The sequence below is a fragment of the Pseudoalteromonas sp. SG45-2 genome, from assembly GCF_014164115.1.
GTDB lineage: Bacteria > Pseudomonadota > Gammaproteobacteria > Enterobacterales > Alteromonadaceae > Pseudoalteromonas > Pseudoalteromonas distincta.
Genome location: NZ_JACJEO010000004.1, coordinates 149,435 through 168,647 on the forward strand (window position 1 = coordinate 149,435; position 19,213 = coordinate 168,647).

General features: G+C 41.1%; 17 protein-coding genes and 1 other RNA gene. 2 read left to right on the top strand and 16 right to left on the bottom strand.

The genetic code is table 11. The features are described 5' to 3' along the window. Nucleotides 1-10 precede the first annotated feature (10 nt). From alr to rpsF, 9 genes are all read right to left on the bottom strand, one after another. Nucleotides 11-1,090 (bottom strand): alanine racemase, encoded by a 1,080-nt coding sequence (alr, locus tag H5116_RS03870; RefSeq protein ID WP_024596806.1) that lies wholly within the window; start codon nucleotides 1,088-1,090, stop codon nucleotides 11-13. Then, the gene (gene dnaB, locus H5116_RS03875) at nucleotides 1,090-2,469 is read right to left on the bottom strand and encodes a replicative DNA helicase (protein WP_002963050.1); all 1,380 of its coding nucleotides are present in this window, start codon (nucleotides 2,467-2,469) and stop codon (nucleotides 1,090-1,092) included. Before dnaB ends, alr begins: the two co-directional genes overlap by 1 nt. A 112-nt stretch (nucleotides 2,470-2,581) precedes the next feature. Beyond that, the gene (locus H5116_RS03880; RefSeq protein ID WP_002963051.1) at nucleotides 2,582-3,520 is read right to left on the bottom strand and encodes a DUF4097 family beta strand repeat-containing protein; all 939 of its coding nucleotides are present in this window, start codon (nucleotides 3,518-3,520) and stop codon (nucleotides 2,582-2,584) included. 9 nt (nucleotides 3,521-3,529) lie between these two features. Continuing rightward, nucleotides 3,530-4,012: a hypothetical protein gene (locus tag H5116_RS03885; protein WP_182715603.1), complete on the bottom strand. Its 483-nt coding sequence runs from the start codon at nucleotides 4,010-4,012 to the stop codon at nucleotides 3,530-3,532. Next, nucleotides 3,999-4,547, bottom strand: a complete 549-nt coding sequence (locus H5116_RS03890) for an RNA polymerase sigma factor (RefSeq protein WP_182715604.1) — start codon at nucleotides 4,545-4,547, stop codon at nucleotides 3,999-4,001. Before H5116_RS03890 ends, H5116_RS03885 begins: the two co-directional genes overlap by 14 nt. 390 nt (nucleotides 4,548-4,937) lie before the next feature. Continuing rightward, the gene (rplI, locus tag H5116_RS03895; protein WP_002962755.1) at nucleotides 4,938-5,390 is read right to left on the bottom strand and encodes a 50S ribosomal protein L9; all 453 of its coding nucleotides are present in this window, start codon (nucleotides 5,388-5,390) and stop codon (nucleotides 4,938-4,940) included. Between the two features lie 35 nt (nucleotides 5,391-5,425). Then, entirely contained in the window at nucleotides 5,426-5,653 is a 228-nt protein-coding gene (gene rpsR / locus H5116_RS03900; protein WP_002962753.1) for a 30S ribosomal protein S18, read from the bottom strand. A 12-nt stretch (nucleotides 5,654-5,665) separates the two neighbouring features. Continuing rightward, a complete protein-coding gene (priB, locus tag H5116_RS03905; protein WP_004588456.1) occupies nucleotides 5,666-5,983 on the bottom strand; it encodes a primosomal replication protein N in 318 nt (105 codons plus the stop codon). Between the two features lie 43 nt (nucleotides 5,984-6,026). Continuing rightward, the gene (gene rpsF / locus H5116_RS03910; protein ID WP_002962750.1) at nucleotides 6,027-6,368 is read right to left on the bottom strand and encodes a 30S ribosomal protein S6; all 342 of its coding nucleotides are present in this window, start codon (nucleotides 6,366-6,368) and stop codon (nucleotides 6,027-6,029) included. A gap of 376 nt (nucleotides 6,369-6,744) precedes the next feature. On the opposite strand from rpsF, the gene H5116_RS03915 reads away from it, so the two are divergent. Beyond that, entirely contained in the window at nucleotides 6,745-7,944 is a 1,200-nt protein-coding gene (locus H5116_RS03915) for an alpha/beta hydrolase-fold protein (RefSeq protein ID WP_182715605.1), read from the top strand. Between the two features lie 269 nt (nucleotides 7,945-8,213). Here H5116_RS03915 and H5116_RS03920 read toward each other — a convergent pair whose 3' ends face one another. Genes H5116_RS03920 through H5116_RS03935 form a run of 4 tightly spaced genes read right to left on the bottom strand, consistent with a single transcriptional unit; the run spans nucleotide 8,214 to nucleotide 12,494 of the window. Beyond that, the gene (locus H5116_RS03920; protein WP_182715606.1) at nucleotides 8,214-9,380 is read right to left on the bottom strand and encodes an FAD-dependent monooxygenase; all 1,167 of its coding nucleotides are present in this window, start codon (nucleotides 9,378-9,380) and stop codon (nucleotides 8,214-8,216) included. Next, nucleotides 9,377-10,564, bottom strand: a complete 1,188-nt coding sequence (gene ubiH / locus H5116_RS03925) for a 2-octaprenyl-6-methoxyphenyl hydroxylase (RefSeq protein WP_182715607.1) — start codon at nucleotides 10,562-10,564, stop codon at nucleotides 9,377-9,379. Before ubiH ends, H5116_RS03920 begins: the two co-directional genes overlap by 4 nt. Before the next feature lie 15 nt (nucleotides 10,565-10,579). Next, entirely contained in the window at nucleotides 10,580-11,902 is a 1,323-nt protein-coding gene (gene pepP / locus H5116_RS03930) for a Xaa-Pro aminopeptidase (RefSeq protein WP_182715608.1), read from the bottom strand. Nucleotides 11,903-11,930: 28 nt separating this feature from the next. Next, nucleotides 11,931-12,494 carry a UPF0149 family protein gene (locus H5116_RS03935; RefSeq protein WP_182715609.1) on the bottom strand — a complete coding sequence of 188 codons (564 nt, stop codon included), beginning with the start codon at nucleotides 12,492-12,494 and terminating at the stop codon, nucleotides 11,931-11,933. A gap of 193 nt (nucleotides 12,495-12,687) precedes the next feature. Between H5116_RS03935 and ssrS the strand changes: the two genes are divergently transcribed. After that, a non-coding RNA gene (gene ssrS / locus H5116_RS03940) (6S RNA) lies at nucleotides 12,688-12,870 on the top strand. 137 nt (nucleotides 12,871-13,007) lie between these two features. Here the strand turns inward: ssrS and H5116_RS03945 are convergent. Genes H5116_RS03945 through H5116_RS03955 form a run of 3 tightly spaced genes read right to left on the bottom strand, consistent with a single transcriptional unit; the run spans nucleotide 13,008 to nucleotide 18,809 of the window. After that, on the bottom strand, nucleotides 13,008-16,091 hold the full coding sequence (locus tag H5116_RS03945; protein WP_182715610.1) for an efflux RND transporter permease subunit: 3,084 nt from the start codon (nucleotides 16,089-16,091) through the stop codon (nucleotides 13,008-13,010). Further along, complete coding sequence (locus tag H5116_RS03950) at nucleotides 16,088-17,404, bottom strand: efflux RND transporter periplasmic adaptor subunit (RefSeq protein WP_182711835.1); 1,317 nt, start codon at nucleotides 17,402-17,404, stop codon at nucleotides 16,088-16,090. Before H5116_RS03950 ends, H5116_RS03945 begins: the two co-directional genes overlap by 4 nt. Continuing rightward, nucleotides 17,394-18,809 (bottom strand): TolC family protein, encoded by a 1,416-nt coding sequence (locus H5116_RS03955; protein WP_182715611.1) that lies wholly within the window; start codon nucleotides 18,807-18,809, stop codon nucleotides 17,394-17,396. Before H5116_RS03955 ends, H5116_RS03950 begins: the two co-directional genes overlap by 11 nt. Nucleotides 18,810-19,213 lie beyond the last annotated feature (404 nt).

Sequence of the window (19,213 nt, forward strand, 5' to 3'; positions counted from 1 at the left end):
TAAAAACTAACTATGGCTGATACTCATAACTTACGCGTGGTGTAATATTACATAATAGCTCGTAAGGAATAGTATCAGCGCACAATGCTATTTCTTCAACTGGTAGCTCAGGGCCCCACATAGTGACTCTGTCGCCAACTTTAATATTATGCTCATTAGCGCCTATATCAACGCTGATCATGTCCATAGCTACGCTACCTACAATACCATAACGCTGCTCACCAATTATTACCGGTGTCCCCTCTTTAGCATGCCGAGGATAACCATCGCCATAACCCATAGCTACAACAGCTAACTTGGTTGGTTTATCGCTTTTCCAACGACCACCATACCCAACAGCCTCATTAGCAGGCACATCTCGCACTGCAATTACGCGCGTAGTTAAGCGCATAACTGGTTTTAATTTGTGTTGCTGCCCAATACTATTTGCCATTGGCGATACACCATATAACATAAGCCCAGGACGCACCCAATCGCCATGACCGCTCGGCCAGGCAATAATACCAGCCGAATTTGATAAACAATGCGCTTGGTCAATACCATTCACTAAATTATCAAACAACGTAATTTGCTGAACCGTTTTAGCATTATCAACGTCATCAGCACACGAAAAGTGGGTCATTAAATTAACGGTATTTTTAGCGTTAGGTGTTTTTTGCAAGCGGCTATAAAAGGCTTCAAACTGCTCTGGCGCAATACCTAATCGATGCATACCTGTATTTACTTTTAACCAGCATGTTATTGGTGCATCTAGCTTTGCTTTTTCAAGCGCCGCTAATTGGTACTCATCGTGAATAATAGTTTGAAAATTGTTGGCGAGCAGAATCGGTAAGTCGGCTTTGTTAAAAAAGCCTTCTAGTAAAACAATTGGTTTTGTTAAGCCCCCAGCTCGAAGGGCAAGCCCTTCATCTATACGTGCCACAGCAAATGCGTCAGCATTATTTAAATGCTGCGCAATCGTTACTAATCCATGCCCGTAAGCATTTGCTTTTAGCACCGCCATCACTTTGCTGTTAGGTGCAAAGCCCTTAACTTGCGCTAAATTATGCGCAAGTGCCGTTAAGTTAATTTCAGCAGTCGCTAAGCGCATTAGTAATCGTCATCTACCGCTGGTCCCGCGTAATTATCAAAGCGAGAAAATTGACCTTGGAATGTTAAACGCACTTTACCAATTGGGCCGTTACGTTGTTTACCTATGATAATCTCAGCAATACCTTTATCAGTACTGTCTTCGTTGTAAACTTCGTCACGGTAAATAAACATGATTAAATCGGCATCCTGCTCTATCGACCCTGACTCACGTAAATCTGAGTTAATTGGGCGTTTATCGGCACGTTGCTCTAGCGTACGGTTTAGCTGCGAAAGCGCAACAACCGGACATTTTAGCTCTTTTGCTAGTGATTTAAGTGAACGCGAAATTTCAGCAATTTCAAGCGTTCGGTTATCAGCAAGGCTAGGTACGCGCATTAGCTGCAAGTAATCGACCATGATCATACTAATGCCGCCGTGGTCACGCGCAATACGACGTGCACGAGAGCGAACATCGGTAGGTGTTAAGCCCGAGGCATCATCAACATACATTTTGCCTTTTTCCATCAACAAGCCCATTGTTGATGAAAGTCGCGCCCAATCGTCATCATCTAACTGACCTGTACGTACCTTAGTTTGGTTAATACGGCCAAGAGACGCTAACATCCTCATCATAATTTGTTCTGAAGGCATCTCTAGCGAGTAAATTAGCACGGGTTTGTCTTGAGTCATTGCGGCATGTTCTGCAAGATTCATCGCAAAGGTGGTTTTACCCATTGAAGGACGCGCTGCAACAATAATTAAGTCAGACGGTTGCAGGCCCGTCGTCATTTTATCAAGATCGGCATAACCTGTACTTACACCCGTTACACCATCTTGTGGCGATTGATAAAGCTCTTCTATTTTATCAACGGTTTTTTCGAGTATGTTATGAATACTTTGCGGGCCTTCCGTACTTTTTGTACGTTGCTCGGCAATTTTAAATACTTTGCTTTCGGCAAAATCGAGTAGGTCGTGACTAGTACGCCCTTCGGTATTAAAACCCGCTTCGGCTATTTCATTTGCCACGCCAATCATTTCACGTACAACAGCACGCTCACGTACAATGTTTGCGTAGGCATCAATGTTGGCTGCACTTGGCGTATTTTTAGCAATTTCGGCTAAGTAAGCAAAACCCCCAATACCTGCAAGTTTATTATTTTTTTCTAAACTTTCAGAAATAGTGATTAAATCTATCGGATCGCCAATCTCAGCAAGTGCCGTCATCGCCTCAAAAATTAACTTGTGCGTGCGGGTATAAAAATCCTGTGATACAACAAGCTCAGCTACGCGGTCAAAAGCTTGGTTATCAAGCATTAAGCCACCTAAAACAGATTGTTCAGCTTCTATTGAATGGGGAGGAACTTTAAGAGTATCGACTTGCTTATCTGGTTTGGCCATAACTTCACAGTAGTAAAATTGAATGGCTCTATTCTATCGACTTGCAGGGGCTGTGCAAATAGAAAAGCAGGAAATCTTTCCTGCTTTTTGTAATCGTGATGGGGAATGAGTGTTATTTGGTACGAAGCTCTATTCGTCCACTTATGGTATCCATTTCAACATTTGCATTACCGCCATTAATACTAAACTCTAAATCACTGGCTGGGCCATATTTAGCTTTACTGACTTTGTCACTACTGACTTTGTTAATGATTTTACCATTAGCATGGGCTTTAATTTCAAACTTTGCTGATACACTTTGTGGGAAATAAAAGTCGGCATCACCACTTACTGATTCAAAACGTACATCACCGCCTTTTAAAAGCTCGTTAATCTGTACTTCTGCTTCGCCATTGACCGTATTAATACGTAGGTTTTTAATAGCCGATAGCGTAAATTCTATATCGCCATTTACGTTTTCAAGGCGCACATCATTAGCGCTTGAAGTTGATTTAATATCACCATTAACAGCGCTAAAACGCAGCTCACCACTTGATTGCCTATCGTTAATTTCACCATTTACGGTTTCAAACTGAATATTCCCGTTTAAGTTCTCAGCGTTCACATCACCATTTACAGTGGTGAGCTTAATGTTGCCAGTAATATCATCTACCGTAATTTCGCCGTTAACCACATCAACTTCTGCGCCGTTTTTAAGCTCCTTTGCAGTCACCGATACATTAACGCCAGCAAACTCTAAACTACTGCTTTTAGGCATAAATATAGTTAGGTTTGAGCCGTCACCACTATTACCCCAATTTGATTTACGGGGCATTTTTACAATAAACTGTGTTTTATCGCCACTTGTTTTAAGCTCATAACCCTGTGCTTTATCATCAAGCTCGCCAGATACTTTAAATTCGTTTTTATCCCAGCCTGTAATATGTATATCACCGCGTTGGTTTTCAATAAAAATAGTGCCGCCACTTGGTACGTCTATTTGCTTATCTATTTTTTCACCCGCAAATGCCGCCAGTGGAAATAAGCTCAGTCCTAATAAAATCGCTTTCATATCATACTCCTAAATGTGCTGCCAACGTGGCGCGTGCACCTTGTTAATTAAATCAAGTTGTTGTTGATATATTTGCGCTAACATTGTCAGTAGCGCTTGGTTTTGTGGTTCGTTTTCAAGAGCTTGCTTTATTGCTTGCTCAGCATCTTCAAGTTCTTGTAGTTGCGCTTGCCAGTTAGTGGTTAATGCTTCTTTATTTTCGTATTCAACTAACAAACTATTTTTTTGAGCCGAAAAGTAATCACTTATAGCCACTACGGGCTGTGGTTCAGGTGCTATAACAAATATATTAACAGCAATTAAAACAGCCACAGTACACGCTGCTATTGCCGTTAGTTTTGGCCAAATAATAGTGCTGTTTGGGTTCTGCTTATTATTAACAATTGCTCGCTCAATCCCCGCCCATAAATCTTTTTGTGGCGTAATTTCTTTATCAAGCGTGTTTAATGACTTATTTAAGTAGTCGTTAAAGTTTGGTTTACTCATTTTCATACCACTCTTGTAATAACTGCCTAGCACGATGATATTGTGACTTACTTGAACCAACAGCCATACCTAATTGCTCCGCGATTTCCTCGTGCCTGTAACCTTCAATAGCAAATAATACAAATACCATACGTGCGCGCTCAGGAAGCCTTACTATTAACTTATCGAGGCCATTTAAGCCTTTGCAGTCGTTAGCTGATTGCTCATCCATACCGCTGTGTTCAATACTTACTACTTTTTGTAACCAGTTTTTTTGCTTACGCAGGTAACTTATCGCTACATTACCGGCAACACTATATAGCCAAGTAGAAAACTGCGAACGCCCATCAAACAATGCTATTTTATGCCATACCTGTACAAATACCTCTTGGGCGGCGTCTTCAGCGTGTGCTTGGTCTGCTAATAAGCGCAAACATAAACCGTATACTCGTTTTATATGTAACTCATAAAGCGTTGTGTATGCGCCTTGATCACCCGATTTAACTCGCTCAATGAGTGCAGCTTCGCACAAAGGCGCTGGGTCGGGTTTAACGTGTAACATCCGTGATGCCGCCTTTTAATTATTATTGTTGAGTTGCTATTTAAGTGTATTGATAAGTTAGACGTAATGACAGTTCGAAAAGGTTTAAAAGGAATGAAAAAATAATTGAATAAAAAAGGGGCTTATACGAGGCTTTATACCAATTCGCTTAATTAAGTGATCTATTTTGAGGATGGAAAAACGTGTTGATAGCTAGACAAAAAATTCGCTATTTAGTTGTTCTAAATGAGAATTTTTTAACACAGGTAGCGACACGTTTAGCCCCGCAAAATGATTAAGTATTATTGCGGATTGGTATTATTTAACTGTGCCCTCAACTAATGAAGTTAGCCAAATTATAGGCACAAAAAAGCCGTGCTAATAGCACGGCTTTTTTAGCTTAATTAAAAATTAAGCTTCAGCGATTACGATTACTTTGATAGTAGCCGTTACGTCTGAGTGAACTGAAATTGATACGTCAAATTCACCAGTCTCACGGATAGTACCTAGAGGCAAACGAACTTCTGACTTAGCAACTTCAACACCAACAGCTGAGATAGCGTCAGCGATGTCACGAGTACCGATTGAACCGAATAACTTACCTTCGTCACCAGCTTTAGATACTAATGTAACTTCTGCTAATGCTTCTAGTTTTTCAGCGCGTGCTTGTGCAGCAACTAACTGTTCAGCGATTTTCGCTTCAAGTTCTGCACGACGAGCGTCAAACGTTTCAATGTTAGCTTTAGTCGCAGGAACTGCCTTACCTTGCGGGAAAAGGAAGTTACGTGCGAAACCAGATTTAACTACAACCTGTTCACCTAGGCTACCTAGGTTAGCGATCTTATCTAGTAGAATAACTTGCATGTTTCTACACCTTTTAAAAACTGTTAATCCGCTGCTTACTTATGTAAGTCAGTGTATGGAAGAAGGGCTAAGTAGCGAGCACGCTTAATAGCAGTTGCTAGCTGGCGCTGGTATTTAGCGCTAGTACCTGTGATACGGCTAGGTACGATTTTGCCACTTTCTGTAACATAGTTTCTAAGAGTAGCTAGATCTTTGTAATCGATTTGTTGTACGCCTTCCGCTTTAAAGCGGCAGAACTTACGACGTCTGAAATAACGTGCCATGAGATTAATTCCTCAAATAATTCTTTCTATATGCTGAGCATGCAAAACCAATTGGCTAAGGCCGTTACGACCTTCGTGGCGATTTAAAAAACCACTCACTTGCAATGCCTGCCCAACGTGCAAATGTTGAGTCTGTTGTTGCATTTGCTTTCCACTGGCAACTACCTGAAGCCTCACATAACTATTACGGTTAAGGTCTGCTTCGGTTTGCATTGATTTATGTTCTACAACAAAAATACAATGCGGGATGCCAGCAGGGCTTTGGCTAAACTTGGGAGTTTTACAAACTACCCCAGATATAACCAGCTGATTCATATATGGGCTAACCATTATAATAACTGCTGACTACATGCCATGCTAGGACTCAAAACAATTAAGCAGCTGGTGCTTCTTTCTTCTCTTCTCTTGCAAGAGGAGACGCTTCAGTTACAGCATTTTTAGTACGCATAACTAAGTTACGAAGCACTGCATCGTTGTAGCGGAAAGTAGTTTCTAGCTCGCTGATTACTTCAGTAGGTGCTTCAACGTTCATAAGAACATAATGAGCTTTATGAAGCTTGTTGATTGGGTAAGCCAATTGACGACGGCCCCAGTCTTCAAGACGGTGGATAGTACCACCAGCTTCAGTGATAGAACCAGTATAACGTTCGATCATACCAGTTACTTGCTCACTCTGATCAGGGTGAACCATGAATACGATTTCGTAATGACGCATGGATATTCCTTACGGTTAATAGAGCCTTCTACCGTTTCGGCCGGTCGGTTTAAGGCAAGGAATTAATAGTTTAAAAGCCGAAATGAGCGCGCATTTTACGCTTAGACGGATAATTAAGCAAGCAGGTTTTTTAAGCTTTTATAGATAAGAGTTTAAAGGCAATTATTGCGAGCTTCGCTCATCCCGTTAGCAAGCCTTAGGCCTAAAGGAAAAGCTAACCTCGTAGTTTAATATTTATCATATACGCCAAGCTTGCGCGCATAAAAAAGCGCAGCTTTGAATTACTTAAGTCTAACACCTGCCTCAAAATATAAGTATTTACTCAAACTTAAAGCCGTGCAATTATTAAGCAATACATTATTAAATAAGGATATTTATGAAGCTCTTACTATCGCTTGTATTAATACTTACTTTTAGTACACCATTTTTAAGCCACGCAAAAACCAATACAACTGACATAACCGTTGGTAAAAAAGTCATTCTGCAATCAAAAATACTTAACGAAGACAGACCCATTAAAATTTTCATACCTGACACTGTAAAAGACGATCAGCCGCTTTATGTTATTTATTTACTTGATGGTGTTGAGCACTTTCATACGGCGTCTGGTGTTATTAAATCCCTTGTTGATTACGAGCAGATACCTAATGCCTTGCTTGTTGGTATTGATACAACTAACCGTGTTCGTGATTACTTACCTAAAGTAGATGGTGAGCCTAAAACTGAATTTCAAACCTTTGTAAAAAATAAATGGCCTGAAGCGGGGCAAACTGACGAGTTTTTGAAATTTGTTTCTGACGAACTTATGCCATACATAAATTATAACTACTCAACTAACGGCTACAACACGTTAATTGGCCACTCTAATGCAGGTACTTTAGCGCTTTATACTTTAGTTAATCAGCCTGAGTTATTTAATAACTATATAGCTATAAGCCCAAACAGTTGGTGGAGTGATGAAGAATTAAAAAATAATATTATAAAATACACTAAAAGCCCTAAAGGCGGTCAATCGTTATTTATTAGTGTAGCAAGTGAAGGGTCACGCTTTTATACAGGTGTATTAAATACTTTAGTAAATTTAGAACAACAAATGCCAACACAGCTAAAATGGGAATATAAGCATTACCCTACTTTTAGTCATATGGGCACCATACTACCAGCCCTTAGCGATAGCCTAATTCACTTATTTGGCGACCTAATTTTTAGCGTTACTGACGAGCACGGAAGATTTGCTGATGTATCGCTTATTACAGGTTACTACCAAGCACTGAGTGATAAATATGGGTTTGAGCTTAAAATTCCACAAGATGTATATGTAGAATTTGCTCATAGCCAGCAAAAATTTGGTAACACAGCCAAAGCTATTACCACGCTTAAACACTTTACTACCCATTACCCAAATGCAGCCTATTCTCACATGCGTTTATCGCAAGGCTATACTGCAAATAAGCAGTTCAAAGAGGCCGTCACCAGTATGAAACACGCATTAGAACTTGCTAAGCAAAACTCGCGAGATCCGATGTTAATTGATGCGCTCAAGGATATGGTGAATGAAGCACAAAAGAATTTGTAACTGATTTAACGCAAAGTACTTTTTAGCTAACGATAGTAATTACGAGCTAGGCTCGTCGCGTCAGCAAGCTAAACGCCTACAGGTAAAATTAAGCTCAGTGTTAAACTTTGCATATAGACGCTGAGCTTGCTCGCGTGAAAAGCGCAGCTTTTAATATATTTAAAACCTTCATAAAAAAAACCGATGTTTAAATTAAACATCGGTTTTTTTAATCAAGCTCATCGCTTTACTTTATCCGTTGGGTTTCGCTTCGCTCAACCCAACCTACGTTACTTTCCTATCGCTTCTTTAGCGAACAGGTGTTTTATTGGGCCTAAATTATCAACTAATGATAGCCCTACTCCGCGGATAAGTTTTTTAACCGGGTTTGCACCTTCAAATAACTCTTTTAACCCTTGCATCATGGCTATGTGCTTTTGCGCATCGAGCTTACGGGTACGTTCGTAATCGCGAAGTGTGCGCGTGCTTGCAAATTCTTTATTATTACTTGTTAAAAGCTCAATTAAATAAGCGGCATCTTTTAGGCCTAGATTCATACCAAGCCCTGCAAGTGGATGGATTGTATGTGCAGCATCGCCAATGAGTACCACTTTGCCTGAAACCCATTGCTGGGCGTAGCGCATTTTAAGTGAAAAAGCAGCGCGTTTGCTTTGCACTTCACACAAGCCACATCGACCATCTATGGCTGCCATTACGGCTTTATTAAAGCTGCTGTCGTCCATTGCAAGCAGCTCATCGCAGTGGTTTGGGCTAGTAGACCATACTATTGAATGGGTATTTGCATCGCTCAGAGGTAAAAATGCCAGCGGCCCGGTTGGTAAAAACACTTGGCGTGCGGTGTTTTCGTGCGGCTCTTTGGTTTTTACGGTTGCGACTAGCGCATGGTGATCGTAATCTTTAAAGCTAAGTGCCATATTAAATTGTTTGCGAATAGCTGAGTTTGCCCCATCAGCGGCCACCAGCAGTTTTGCAATAATTGGCTCGCCGCTTTTAAGCGTTATAAATACATCTGATTCGCTTTGATGTATTTGCTGATACTGCGTATCAAACATTAGCGTGGCACTTGGTTGTTGCTCTAGCTCTTTTATAAGCGCGTAGCGGATAATGTCGTTTTCAACAATATGGCCTAAATGCTCAAGCTCAAGTTGTTTGTTATCAAACGCTATTTTGCCAAAACTGTCGGCATCACGTACATCCATATGGGTATAAGCGCACGCTCGCTGTGCGATAATTTCGGGCCATACATTTAATTGCTCAAGCAAGGTTTGACTTGCAATGCTTAGCGCACTTACGCGCAAACCATATTCGTCAGTTGGCAACGCTTGTGTTGGTGCGCCGTCGAGTACAACTACGCTTATATCAGCTTTTGCCAATCCAAGTGCCAGTGTTAGCCCTACACAGCCACCACCTACAATACAAACCTGTGCTTGCTTCATAAACGCCTACCTTGTTTAACTTGCCCCATTAACTGTTTGGCTAATGGCGCTTTTAATGCGGGAAATAAATCCATCGAAAACAACCCAATACTGCGCCCCAATGCGAGCACTCGCGATGAGTTTGAAAAAAGCCTAACAAGTGCATCGGTTAAACTCATTACGGTTTTTATATCATCACTGCGCTTTTTTGAATATTCACGTGTAAACGCATAGCTGCCTATATCGTGTTGGCTGTTTGCTATTAAATTACTAAGTACTTGCACGTCGCGAAGGCCTAAATTAAAACCTTGCCCTGCAATAGGATGAATAGCATGTGCGGCATTACCAATAACCACTGTACGGTGCGCAGTCAAAGACTCGACTTGCCCGTAAACGAGCGGGTAACTCGTGCGCATGCCTACTTTAGTAAATTGACCACCGCGATAACCAAACGCACTTTGTAGGGCACTTATAAAGTCTTGTTCATTAAGTGCCATGTGCTGTTCAACCTGATCTTGGCTCATACACCACACCAACGAATAACGGTTATTGCTCATGGGTAATAACGCCATAGGCCCGCTTTGTGTAAAACGCTCAAAGGCATGATTATTATGCCCACCAGCTACTTCTACATTGGCAATAATTGCGCCTTGTTCATAAGGCTGGGTATTAAAGCCAAGCTCAAGTAAATTACGTGTGGGTGATTGTGCACCATCAGCAATAACCAATAGCGCTGCGTTTAATTGCTCGCCGCTTTGCAGGGTAAGTGTATTGCTATGCAGAGTTTGCTCAATGGCAATTACGCTATCGGGGCACAAAAGCGTAATATTTGATTGCGTTAAACGCAGGTGGAGCGCTCGGCCAAAAGGGTTAACTTCTACTACGTAACCAAGTGAAGGCTTAGAAAATTCGTCGCAATTAATGTGCGCTTTGCCAAAGTGGCCTCTATCAGACACGCTCACTTTTTTGATTGCGGCGGTGTAAGGGGCATTTTGTTCAAATAAATTGAGGCTTTGTAAATACTCTACCGATTGCTGAGCAAGTGCAATGCTTCTGTCGTCAAAGCTTGGGTGGTAATCGCCGGTAACTTGATTAGCTTCTACAACAGCAATATTTAACGCGGGATTAGTTTTAGCCACACTTAACGCGCAGCTTGCTCCCGCTAAACCACCGCCAATAACAACTACATCAAACTGCTTAGCCACTTTACTCTCCGAGCTTTATACGTTTTTAGCACTTTGCATAAGTGCTTCTATATCGCTAATTTTTTTAGGCACGCTTAGGGTCAAGTTTTCATGGCCTGTTTCGGTAACTAGCAAGTTATCTTCAATACGAATACCAATGCCTTTATATTTTTGCGGTGCGCTTGAGTCTTCGCTGATATAAAGCCCAGGCTCTATAGTGAGTACCATACCCGGCTCAAATGCACGCTCAACGTTATTTACTTTGTAATCGCCAACATCATGTACATCTAAACCAAGCCAATGCCCAAGCCCGTGCATGTAATATTCTTTACATGCCCCTTTTGCCATTAGCTCGTCAAAGTCGCCGGTTAAAATACCTAAATCAAGTAAACCTTGAGTCATTACTTCCATTGCGAGTTTATTAGCATGCGACATGTAACCACCTGGTTTTACTTCATCAAAAGCAACTTCTTGCGCTTTAAGAACAATATTATAAAGCGCGGCTTGCTCTTCGCTAAATTGACCATTTACTGGAAAAGTACGTGTAATATCCGCTGCGTAACCTTGTAGCTCACAACCGGAGTCTATAAGTACCAGGTCGCCATTTTTTAATACGTCGCTATTTTGCGTGTAATGTAAAATATTGGCGTTGTCGCCACTACCAACAATTGTGCCGTATGCAGGGTGCGGCGCACCATTCATGGCATAATGATGATGCAGCTCTGCCTCTAGCTGAAATTCAGTAGCTCCGGCATGTGAAAAACTCATAGCGCGCATGTGCCCTCGCGCACTAATTTCACAACCTTCTCGCATAACATCTATCTCGCTTGGCGATTTAAACAAACGCATTTCATGAATAAGGCCGCGTATTTCTTTTAAAGTACTCGGTGCTTTGAGGCCTTTTCGCGCACCACTTCTAAGTGTACCTAGTAACGTAAACACCTTGGTATCAAATGAAGGATAAGCACCTTGTGCAAAATAAATCGCATCTTTTTCATTTAGTATATCGAGTAGCTTATCGTTTAATTCACTTAACGGGTAAGCTTCATCAAACAAGTAGTCGCTTTTAGCTTTATCAAAGCCAACTCTGCGGCCATGCCAAATTTCTGCAAGCTTGTCTTTATCTAGGCAAAATAAAGTACTGGGTGCATCGCTGTTGTTACATAGTACAAGTACAGCGTCGGGTTCGTTAAAGCCTGTTAAATAGAAAAAGTCGCTATCTTGTCTAAATGCATATTCGGTATCGCGGCTACGCGTCACTTCGCTCGCAGCGGGAATAATAGCAACGCTATTTTTATCCATTTGCGCAAGTAAACGCTCACGGCGTGCTTTAAATTCTGACTTTTGTACTTCAACCATTATTAACCAACCCGTTTAACTTTTTAAACTAATGAAGTGTTTTTTTAGTACTTTGCGTGTTTTGCTCTTTACCAAGCTCTGCAAAACAAAGTAGTGCTGATACGCGCACATATTCAATCACTTCGTGCAGCGCTTGGCTGTCTTCTTCGGTTTCTTCAAAAGTGGTATCTAGGCGAGTGATTTCACTAAAGTCAGTAATAACTTCTTTAACATCGCTCGATAGTTTACCGTAATCTTTTTGCTTTAAGCCAAAACCAAGCATAAACCCTGCTACCCATGATACGAGGCCATTAGCCTGATCGATGAGTGTTTCGTCATCGTTTGGTAAAAATAAATCAAACTGAAATTCGTCATCATTAAAGCTCGCAACTACTTGCTTATAAATAGTGCCAAAAAATTGCTTTAAATCGTTACTAAATGATTCACCATCGTTAAACACATCGCTCAAAAGGCCTAAGTATTCTTTGTCGTCAATGGTTAAACCACACGCAAGTAAACCACTAATTACACCATGCGCTTCGGCAGGTGATACAAATATTTCGTTTTTCTCTAAAAGCAGTTGAGCTTTTTCGTAACCGGGTAAATCGTTCATAATCGAATCTTCGCTTTGCAAGTTAAGGCAATGCTACCACTCGATAAAAAGCAACTCCAATTAATTGTATGATCAAGCTCAAAAACCATGCGATAAAGTAAATGACGAGTTAAAGGTGCGGGAAAACTAAGCGAACGGTTTAATTTTTTACGTTTAGGGTTTAAGGATTGGATTATGTCTTATATACTTAAATTGTTCCCTGGGGTACCGGAGCTTGGTTAAGTCCCTGAGCCGATAAATTTTATACCAGGATTTCTGTTCGTCTACTATTGTGCAAGCTCGGCATGTACCGAGAAGCCTACGGTAAACCGCAGATTTCCGCCCTGAAACCTTCTGGTTTCAGGACTGAAACCGGGTACCGTATCTTGGGGAACACCTTCTTATTTTTATACTCCCTCTTATTACTTATTCATTTTTTTGCTATACCTTCGTACATTATTTTTATAATTTTTGGCAAAAAAAAGCTGCAAGCAATTTCTTACTTACAGCTAAATTTTAAATGCTTACGCTTATTTACTTAAACCAACCTTGAAAGCGCTCCATCATCATGTAGTTTATTGGCACTAACAATAAAGTAATAAAGGTCGCAAAAATAATCCCAAACCCTAGACTTACCGCCATAGGTATTAAAAACTGCGCCTGAGTCGCTTTTTCAAATAATAACGGCATTAAGCCAATAAAGGTCGTTAAACTAGTTAGCATTACAGGGCGAAAACGCGATGCACCTGCAATTTTAACCGCATCTAGTAATTTGCCGCCTTCACTGCGCTTTTTATTGATAAAATCAACTAGTACAAGGGAGTCATTTACTACCACCCCAGTTAAAGCGAGCATACCAAGCAAGCTCATAATGGTTAAATCCATGCCCATAATCCAATGCCCGACTACAGCACCTATCATGCCAAATGGAATTACACTCATTACTATAATTGGCTGTAAGTAAGACTTAAGCGGTATCGCTAATAGCGCATAAATTATGAAAAATACAAACACAAGCGCCCAAGCCAATGACCCAAACGACTCTCGCTGCTCTTTAGCCTCACCTTCTAGTTTATAATCTACTCCAGGGTATTGTTGCATTAACTCATCTAAATACTCCGTTAGGTCAGCCTGAAGTATGGTCATGTTGGTGTTATTTTTTTCAATATCCGCTGTTACATTTAAAGTACGGTAGCGGTCTATTCGGTTAATGGTTGATGGACTTTGCCCTGCGGTAAGAGTTGCAACATGCGATAACGGCACCGAGCCACCAGTAGGTGTATTGATGAGTATATTTTGTAAATCGGCTACAGAGCGGCGCTCGTCTATAGGCAAGCGAACCATTACACGTACATCATCACGTCCGCGCTGAATACGTTGGACTTGCGAGCCAAAGAACGAGTTACGCACTTGACCTGCAACATTAACTCTATTTAAGCCCAGCGCTAAGCCTTGCTGCGTAAGCTCTATTTGTAACTCTTCTTTACCATCAGACATGCTATCGGCAATATCAAATACCGTTGGGTAGGTCGATAAACGGGTTTTAATGTGATCAGCCACGTCTTGTAAAATAGTCAACGAAGTCCCGCTCAGCTGCACGTCAATTGGGTCAGAACTTCGGCCAATTTCAGCTCTAAACGTTAAGCTTTCAGCGCCTGGAATGACACCAATTAAATCGCGCCATTCGCTGGCAAGCTCTCTTGATCCTATGTCTGATTCACGCTTTTCAGCCGGTGTTATTTCAAAGCGTACAGAACCTGAATTAGATACACCACCGCGCCCACCTGTTGTGGCTAATATATTTAAAATAACGCTTTCACCTGTATCTGGGTCGCGGTATTTTTCTTGTAATTGCTGCGCCTTTTGCGACATATCAATTACGTATTTATTAGTGACTTCAAACGGCGTACCTGTTGGTAGTGTTAAGTTAACGCGGACTGTTTCGCTTGGTATACGCGGGAAAAATACAAACTTAGTCCAACCACTAGTGATCATGGTTAAAATTATTATAAACACACCAACAAACAAACTTACCGAAGCCAATTTATGGCGCAGTGCTAAATTTAAAGTGGGTTGGTAGTATTTTAAAATCGCGTTTTCAAATCCATCTGCAAAACGCTGTTGAATAACATCAAACTTTGAAGGTTCGCCTTTTTCGTGGCGTAGTTTTATATATTTTAAATGTGCGGGTAGTACAAATTTAGATTCAATCAATGAAAACAATAATACCGGAATAACCACTACCGGTATTTGTGCAAACAAAGCACCGCGCGCCCCTTCAATAAAGGCCAAAGGTAAAAAGGCGGCAACGGTAGTTAATACACCAAATGTTACTGGTGTTGCGACTTCTTGAGTACCTAAAATTGCAGCCTGCTCCCCCGACTTAGCTGTTTTTAAATGGGTATAGACATTTTCGCCAGTAACTATGGCGTCATCAACAACAATCCCAAGTACTAATATAAAGCCAAATAAGCTCATAATATTAAGGGTTACGCCAAATATAGGCATCGCTATAAACGCGCCCATAAACGAAACCGGAATACCAATAAATACCCAAAATGCAATTGCAGGTCGTAAAAACAAAGTAAGTAAAGCAAGTACTAAAATACCGCCTTGTAGGGCATTGGTCGTTAGTGTGGCAATTCGACTTTTAACCAGCTCCGAATCATCATCCCAGTAACTTAGTTCAAATCCTTGTGGGAGGGAACTTTGTTGCTCTTGTATGTAATTTTTAACTTCGTCAGCAACAGTAATCGCACTTTGCGGACCAATTCGATATACGTCGATAAATGCAGCCTGCTTACCATTAAAGCGAGTACGTACTGGGGTTTCTTCAAAATCGTCTTTAATTATTGCAATATCGCCTAAACGAATAATCGTGCCGTCAGCTTGGTTTTTAACAACAATATTGGCAAATTCATCTTTACGATATGCTTGCCCTTTAGAGCTTATAAGTACGTCCCCACCTTCAGTTTTTAAGTTACCAGCAGAAATATCAGAGCTTGAATTAGCAATGGCACTCGATATTTGTGCCAAACTTAAATCGTACTGGCGAAGAACGTCTTGGCTTACTTCAATGGCAATTTCGTAATCACGAACACCACTTAGCTCTACCTGCGTCACATTTGGTAAACGTAGAATTTGATCGCGTACTGTTTCTGCGTATTCGCGGGTTTCTTTTTCGCCGTAATCACTTGATACGGTAACCGCAATAACTTCGCGAATTCGTTCCGCAAGCGCCACTATTGGCTTTTCAGCATCCGCTGGAAAGGTATTAATTGCATCTACACGACTTTTAATATCAGCTAAAAGCTCACGCGGGTCGTAGCCCGTTTCAACTTCAATTGTTACAGAGCCTGAGCCTTCAGAAGAGCGGCTAAATATTTGCTTTATGCCCTCTAAATCTTGTACGGCTTCTTCTATACGAATTGTTACGCCTTGCTCTACATCCTCTGGTGTTGAGCCACGCAAACTTACGTTCACGCTTATCATGTCGGTTTCGAATGAAGGGAAAACTTCAAGCGGTATTTTAGTCGATAAACTAAAAAGCCCCGACAGCAGCAACGTTACTAGCAATAAGTTAGCAGCAACATGGTTTTTGGCAAACCAAGCTATCATGGCTTATCTCCTTGCTTTGCTGGACGGCGTTTTTTTAACTCTTCAACACTAATACCAAGCTCTTTTGCTTTTTGTTCAAGCTGCTCTGGAGTCAGACGCTTTCCTTTACCTTGCCCATTCACTCCACGGCTTTTAGGTTGATCTGCGCTTTGTTCACCTAAAATACTTACTTGAGTTCCTGAACTTACTTGGCCAAGTGGAGTAATAACAAGCTTATCATTTGCGTTTAAACCGGTTTTTATCATCGCCTGAGTCGCATTTTGCCAAGCTAGTGTGATGTCTTTGCGCTTAAGTACGCCACCTTCAACAATGTAAACGTACGTTCCTTGATAAATTGTACTGTTAGGAATTATAAGTGCGTTAGATACTGTTCTGCCGGTAATTTGCGCTTTTATATACTGCCCAATTTTTATTGGGTACTGGTTATTTGCTGTTGCTTTATACGGGTCATTAATTTTAGCAACTACATAAAGCTGCTGTGCGCCTTCATCTATAGCACCTTCTGTGCGTGCTAATTGACCTTGCCACGTTTGCTCACCTACTAAGTCAGAAGTAAATTTAACAATTGAACCCGCTTGGTTTTTAGCACCATCGCGATACTGCTCTGGTAAATTTACAAATGGGAGATCTTTATTTTTAATCGGTAAGCGAATCTCAACGCTATCGATTGCGTAAATGGTTGCTAACTGTGTGTTGTTAGTAACAACTTGCCCTAAATCAACACTGCGGCTAAGTATACGCCCCGCATATGGCGCCGTTACTTTAGTGCGCTCTAAATCAAGCATCGCTTTTTCAAGTGCTGCCTGAGCCGATAAAACCTCAGCTTCAGCGGCTGCTAGTTGTGGCTCACGTAGTACTAAGCTGCTTGCCTGATTTGAGCCGCCAAGGCGCTTCCAATCGGTAATAGCTTGTTGCCCACGCGCCTTCTCTTCTAGCAAACCTTGCTCTGCGGTTAATAAATTGGCTTGAGCAGATTTAACTTCAGCCTGATGATCTCTGTCGTCTAGTTTTAAAAGTACATCGCCTTTTTCAAAAAAACCGCCTTCTCTAAAGTCATCACTTACTTCAATTATTTGCCCAGATGCCTGAGCCACTAACAAACTTTGTGTACGTGGTTTTACCGTACCGTAGCTGTCTATCATAACTTGATAATTTTGTGGTTTTAGCTCAAGCGCAGCCACACTTATTGATGCCTTCGGAGGTGTCCCAAAGCGTTTAGCCTCTGGTGGATTCCCCTTAATAAACATAACAATTAAAATTGTGGCAACAATAACCACCGCTGGAATAATAATTTTTGCTGTTTTAGTTTTCATCGTTATTGCTCTTTAGTTCACTTGAGGGCTTTGCAAAATCACCACCAAGGGCAATGTGTAGGTTAATTCTATTGGCTATTAATTGGTTTTTAATATCGATTAAGGAGCTTTGCGCGTCAAAAGAACGGTCTTGGGCATCAAGCACTGTCGTGTAAGTTACCAAGCCACTTTGATACTGCTCAAATGACAATTGCTCTGCAGCAAGTGCGTTTTCTTGTGCCTCTAACGTGCTTGTATATTGAGCTTTGAGGGACTTCTGCTGCGAAATTGCATTTTCAACATCACCAAATGCGTCATAAAGCGTTTGTAAATAAAGCTGCTCTTGCTTTTGAGTATTAAGACGCGCTATTTCTTCGTTGGCTTTTAAGCGCCCACCTTCAAAAAGTGGCGCTGAAATACTACCTAACAAAGACCATGCAAGGCTTGATGGAGAAAACAAGTCGCTTACTCTGTCTGTACTATCACTTAATGAAGCTGTTAAATCTAAACTTGGAAAGCGTTGTTTGTGCGCATATGCCAATGATGCGTCGGCTGCTAAAAGCTCATACCAACTTGCACGTAGAGTAGGTTTTCGCGTTATAAGCTCAGAAGGTAATCCTAGAGGAATATCGGTATTAATAACAGGTAAGTCACTACTAGCAGTAATAGCGCCTTTTGGGTATTCACCAAGTAAACGCTCAAGTACACGTGCTGATGCCGATAAACTCGCTGTTTGAGTGGCAATGCGAGAGCGTTCATTATTAAGCTCATTACGCGCTAAATACACATCGAGCGCTTCGTTTATGCCTTGGCGATAGCCAGCTTCAATAATATCGAGATTTTGTTGTGAGTTGGCTTCGCGACGCTTAAATAAATCCAGTAATTGCTGCGCCGTAACCACATCAAACCAACCTGTTACTACATCAGCAACAAGTTGCTGTTTAGCTTGCTCAAACCGTGCCTGCTGAGCTAAATAGTTAAGATTAGCTTCGCGCTTGGCGTCAGAGAGCTTACCCCATAAATCAACCTCGTAAGTTAAGTTTAAACTAGCTGAGCTTGCGTTGTCGTAACTTACAGGGCGGTTGTCTTTACTACGGCTTGTACGTGTTGATAAATCAAGGCTTGGCCAAAGTGCAGCGCCCGAGACTATAAGTTGCTGCTTTTGAATTTCAACATCATAACTCGTTTGCAAAAGCTGTTGGTTATTTTTAAGTGCTTGTTGTACAAATTTATTAAGCGTAGGATTTTGTAATTGTGTAAGCCATTGCTCTTGTACTTTTAATACTGAGCTTGATGCTTCTTGCTGCCATTGCTGAGGCATATTATTAGGGACTTGCATGCGCTGAGACGAGTTTAAATCACTCGCACAGCCGCTGAGCAGCATCACACTAATTGCCAGTAGGGTTGGCTTGCATTGCCAGATCATAATTAAACCTAAATTACTGCTATTTATGAACGTAATTCAAGCACTTTGGCAAATTTTGCTCAACTTACTTTACATAACATTACATAGCTAGCGATGAATTAACATAATAGCCAGTTATACGGTAAAAATGAGTAAATGATCAGCAACTTTTAATACTAAAATTAACTTTTTGTAATGTGTTTAAGAGATTAACTATACAAAAACAAAAAAGCCCCGCTATAAGCGAGGCTTTTAAATAAATGGTGCCGACTAACGAAGTCGAGCGGGTAACTTATACAGACTACTGATTACAAGTTAGTTGCTTTAAGTTACCTAAAATAAATGGTGCCGACTAACCGAGTCGAACGGATAACTTATACAGACTACTGATTACAAGTCAGTTGCTTCAAGTTACCTAAAATAAA

Bases quoted from the DNA above. Each gene is read 5' to 3' on its own strand.
- alr (WP_024596806.1), bottom strand. From the start codon at position 1,090: ATGCGCTTAGCGACTGCTGAAATTAACTTAACGGCACTTGCGCATAAT.
- dnaB (WP_002963050.1), bottom strand. From the start codon at position 2,469: ATGGCCAAACCAGATAAGCAAGTCGATACTCTTAAAGTTCCTCCCCAT.
- H5116_RS03880 (WP_002963051.1), bottom strand. From the start codon at position 3,520: ATGAAAGCGATTTTATTAGGACTGAGCTTATTTCCACTGGCGGCATTT.
- H5116_RS03885 (WP_182715603.1), bottom strand. From the start codon at position 4,012: ATGAAAATGAGTAAACCAAACTTTAACGACTACTTAAATAAGTCATTA.
- H5116_RS03890 (WP_182715604.1), bottom strand. From the start codon at position 4,547: ATGTTACACGTTAAACCCGACCCAGCGCCTTTGTGCGAAGCTGCACTC.
- rplI (WP_002962755.1), bottom strand. From the start codon at position 5,390: ATGCAAGTTATTCTACTAGATAAGATCGCTAACCTAGGTAGCCTAGGT.
- rpsR (WP_002962753.1), bottom strand. From the start codon at position 5,653: ATGGCACGTTATTTCAGACGTCGTAAGTTCTGCCGCTTTAAAGCGGAA.
- priB (WP_004588456.1), bottom strand. From the start codon at position 5,983: ATGGTTAGCCCATATATGAATCAGCTGGTTATATCTGGGGTAGTTTGT.
- rpsF (WP_002962750.1), bottom strand. From the start codon at position 6,368: ATGCGTCATTACGAAATCGTATTCATGGTTCACCCTGATCAGAGTGAG.
- H5116_RS03915 (WP_182715605.1), top strand. From the start codon at position 6,745: ATGAAGCTCTTACTATCGCTTGTATTAATACTTACTTTTAGTACACCA.
- H5116_RS03920 (WP_182715606.1), bottom strand. From the start codon at position 9,380: ATGAAGCAAGCACAGGTTTGTATTGTAGGTGGTGGCTGTGTAGGGCTA.
- pepP (WP_182715608.1), bottom strand. From the start codon at position 11,902: ATGGTTGAAGTACAAAAGTCAGAATTTAAAGCACGCCGTGAGCGTTTA.
- H5116_RS03935 (WP_182715609.1), bottom strand. From the start codon at position 12,494: ATGAACGATTTACCCGGTTACGAAAAAGCTCAACTGCTTTTAGAGAAA.
- H5116_RS03945 (WP_182715610.1), bottom strand. From the start codon at position 16,091: ATGATAGCTTGGTTTGCCAAAAACCATGTTGCTGCTAACTTATTGCTA.
- H5116_RS03950 (WP_182711835.1), bottom strand. From the start codon at position 17,404: ATGAAAACTAAAACAGCAAAAATTATTATTCCAGCGGTGGTTATTGTT.
- H5116_RS03955 (WP_182715611.1), bottom strand. From the start codon at position 18,809: ATGATCTGGCAATGCAAGCCAACCCTACTGGCAATTAGTGTGATGCTG.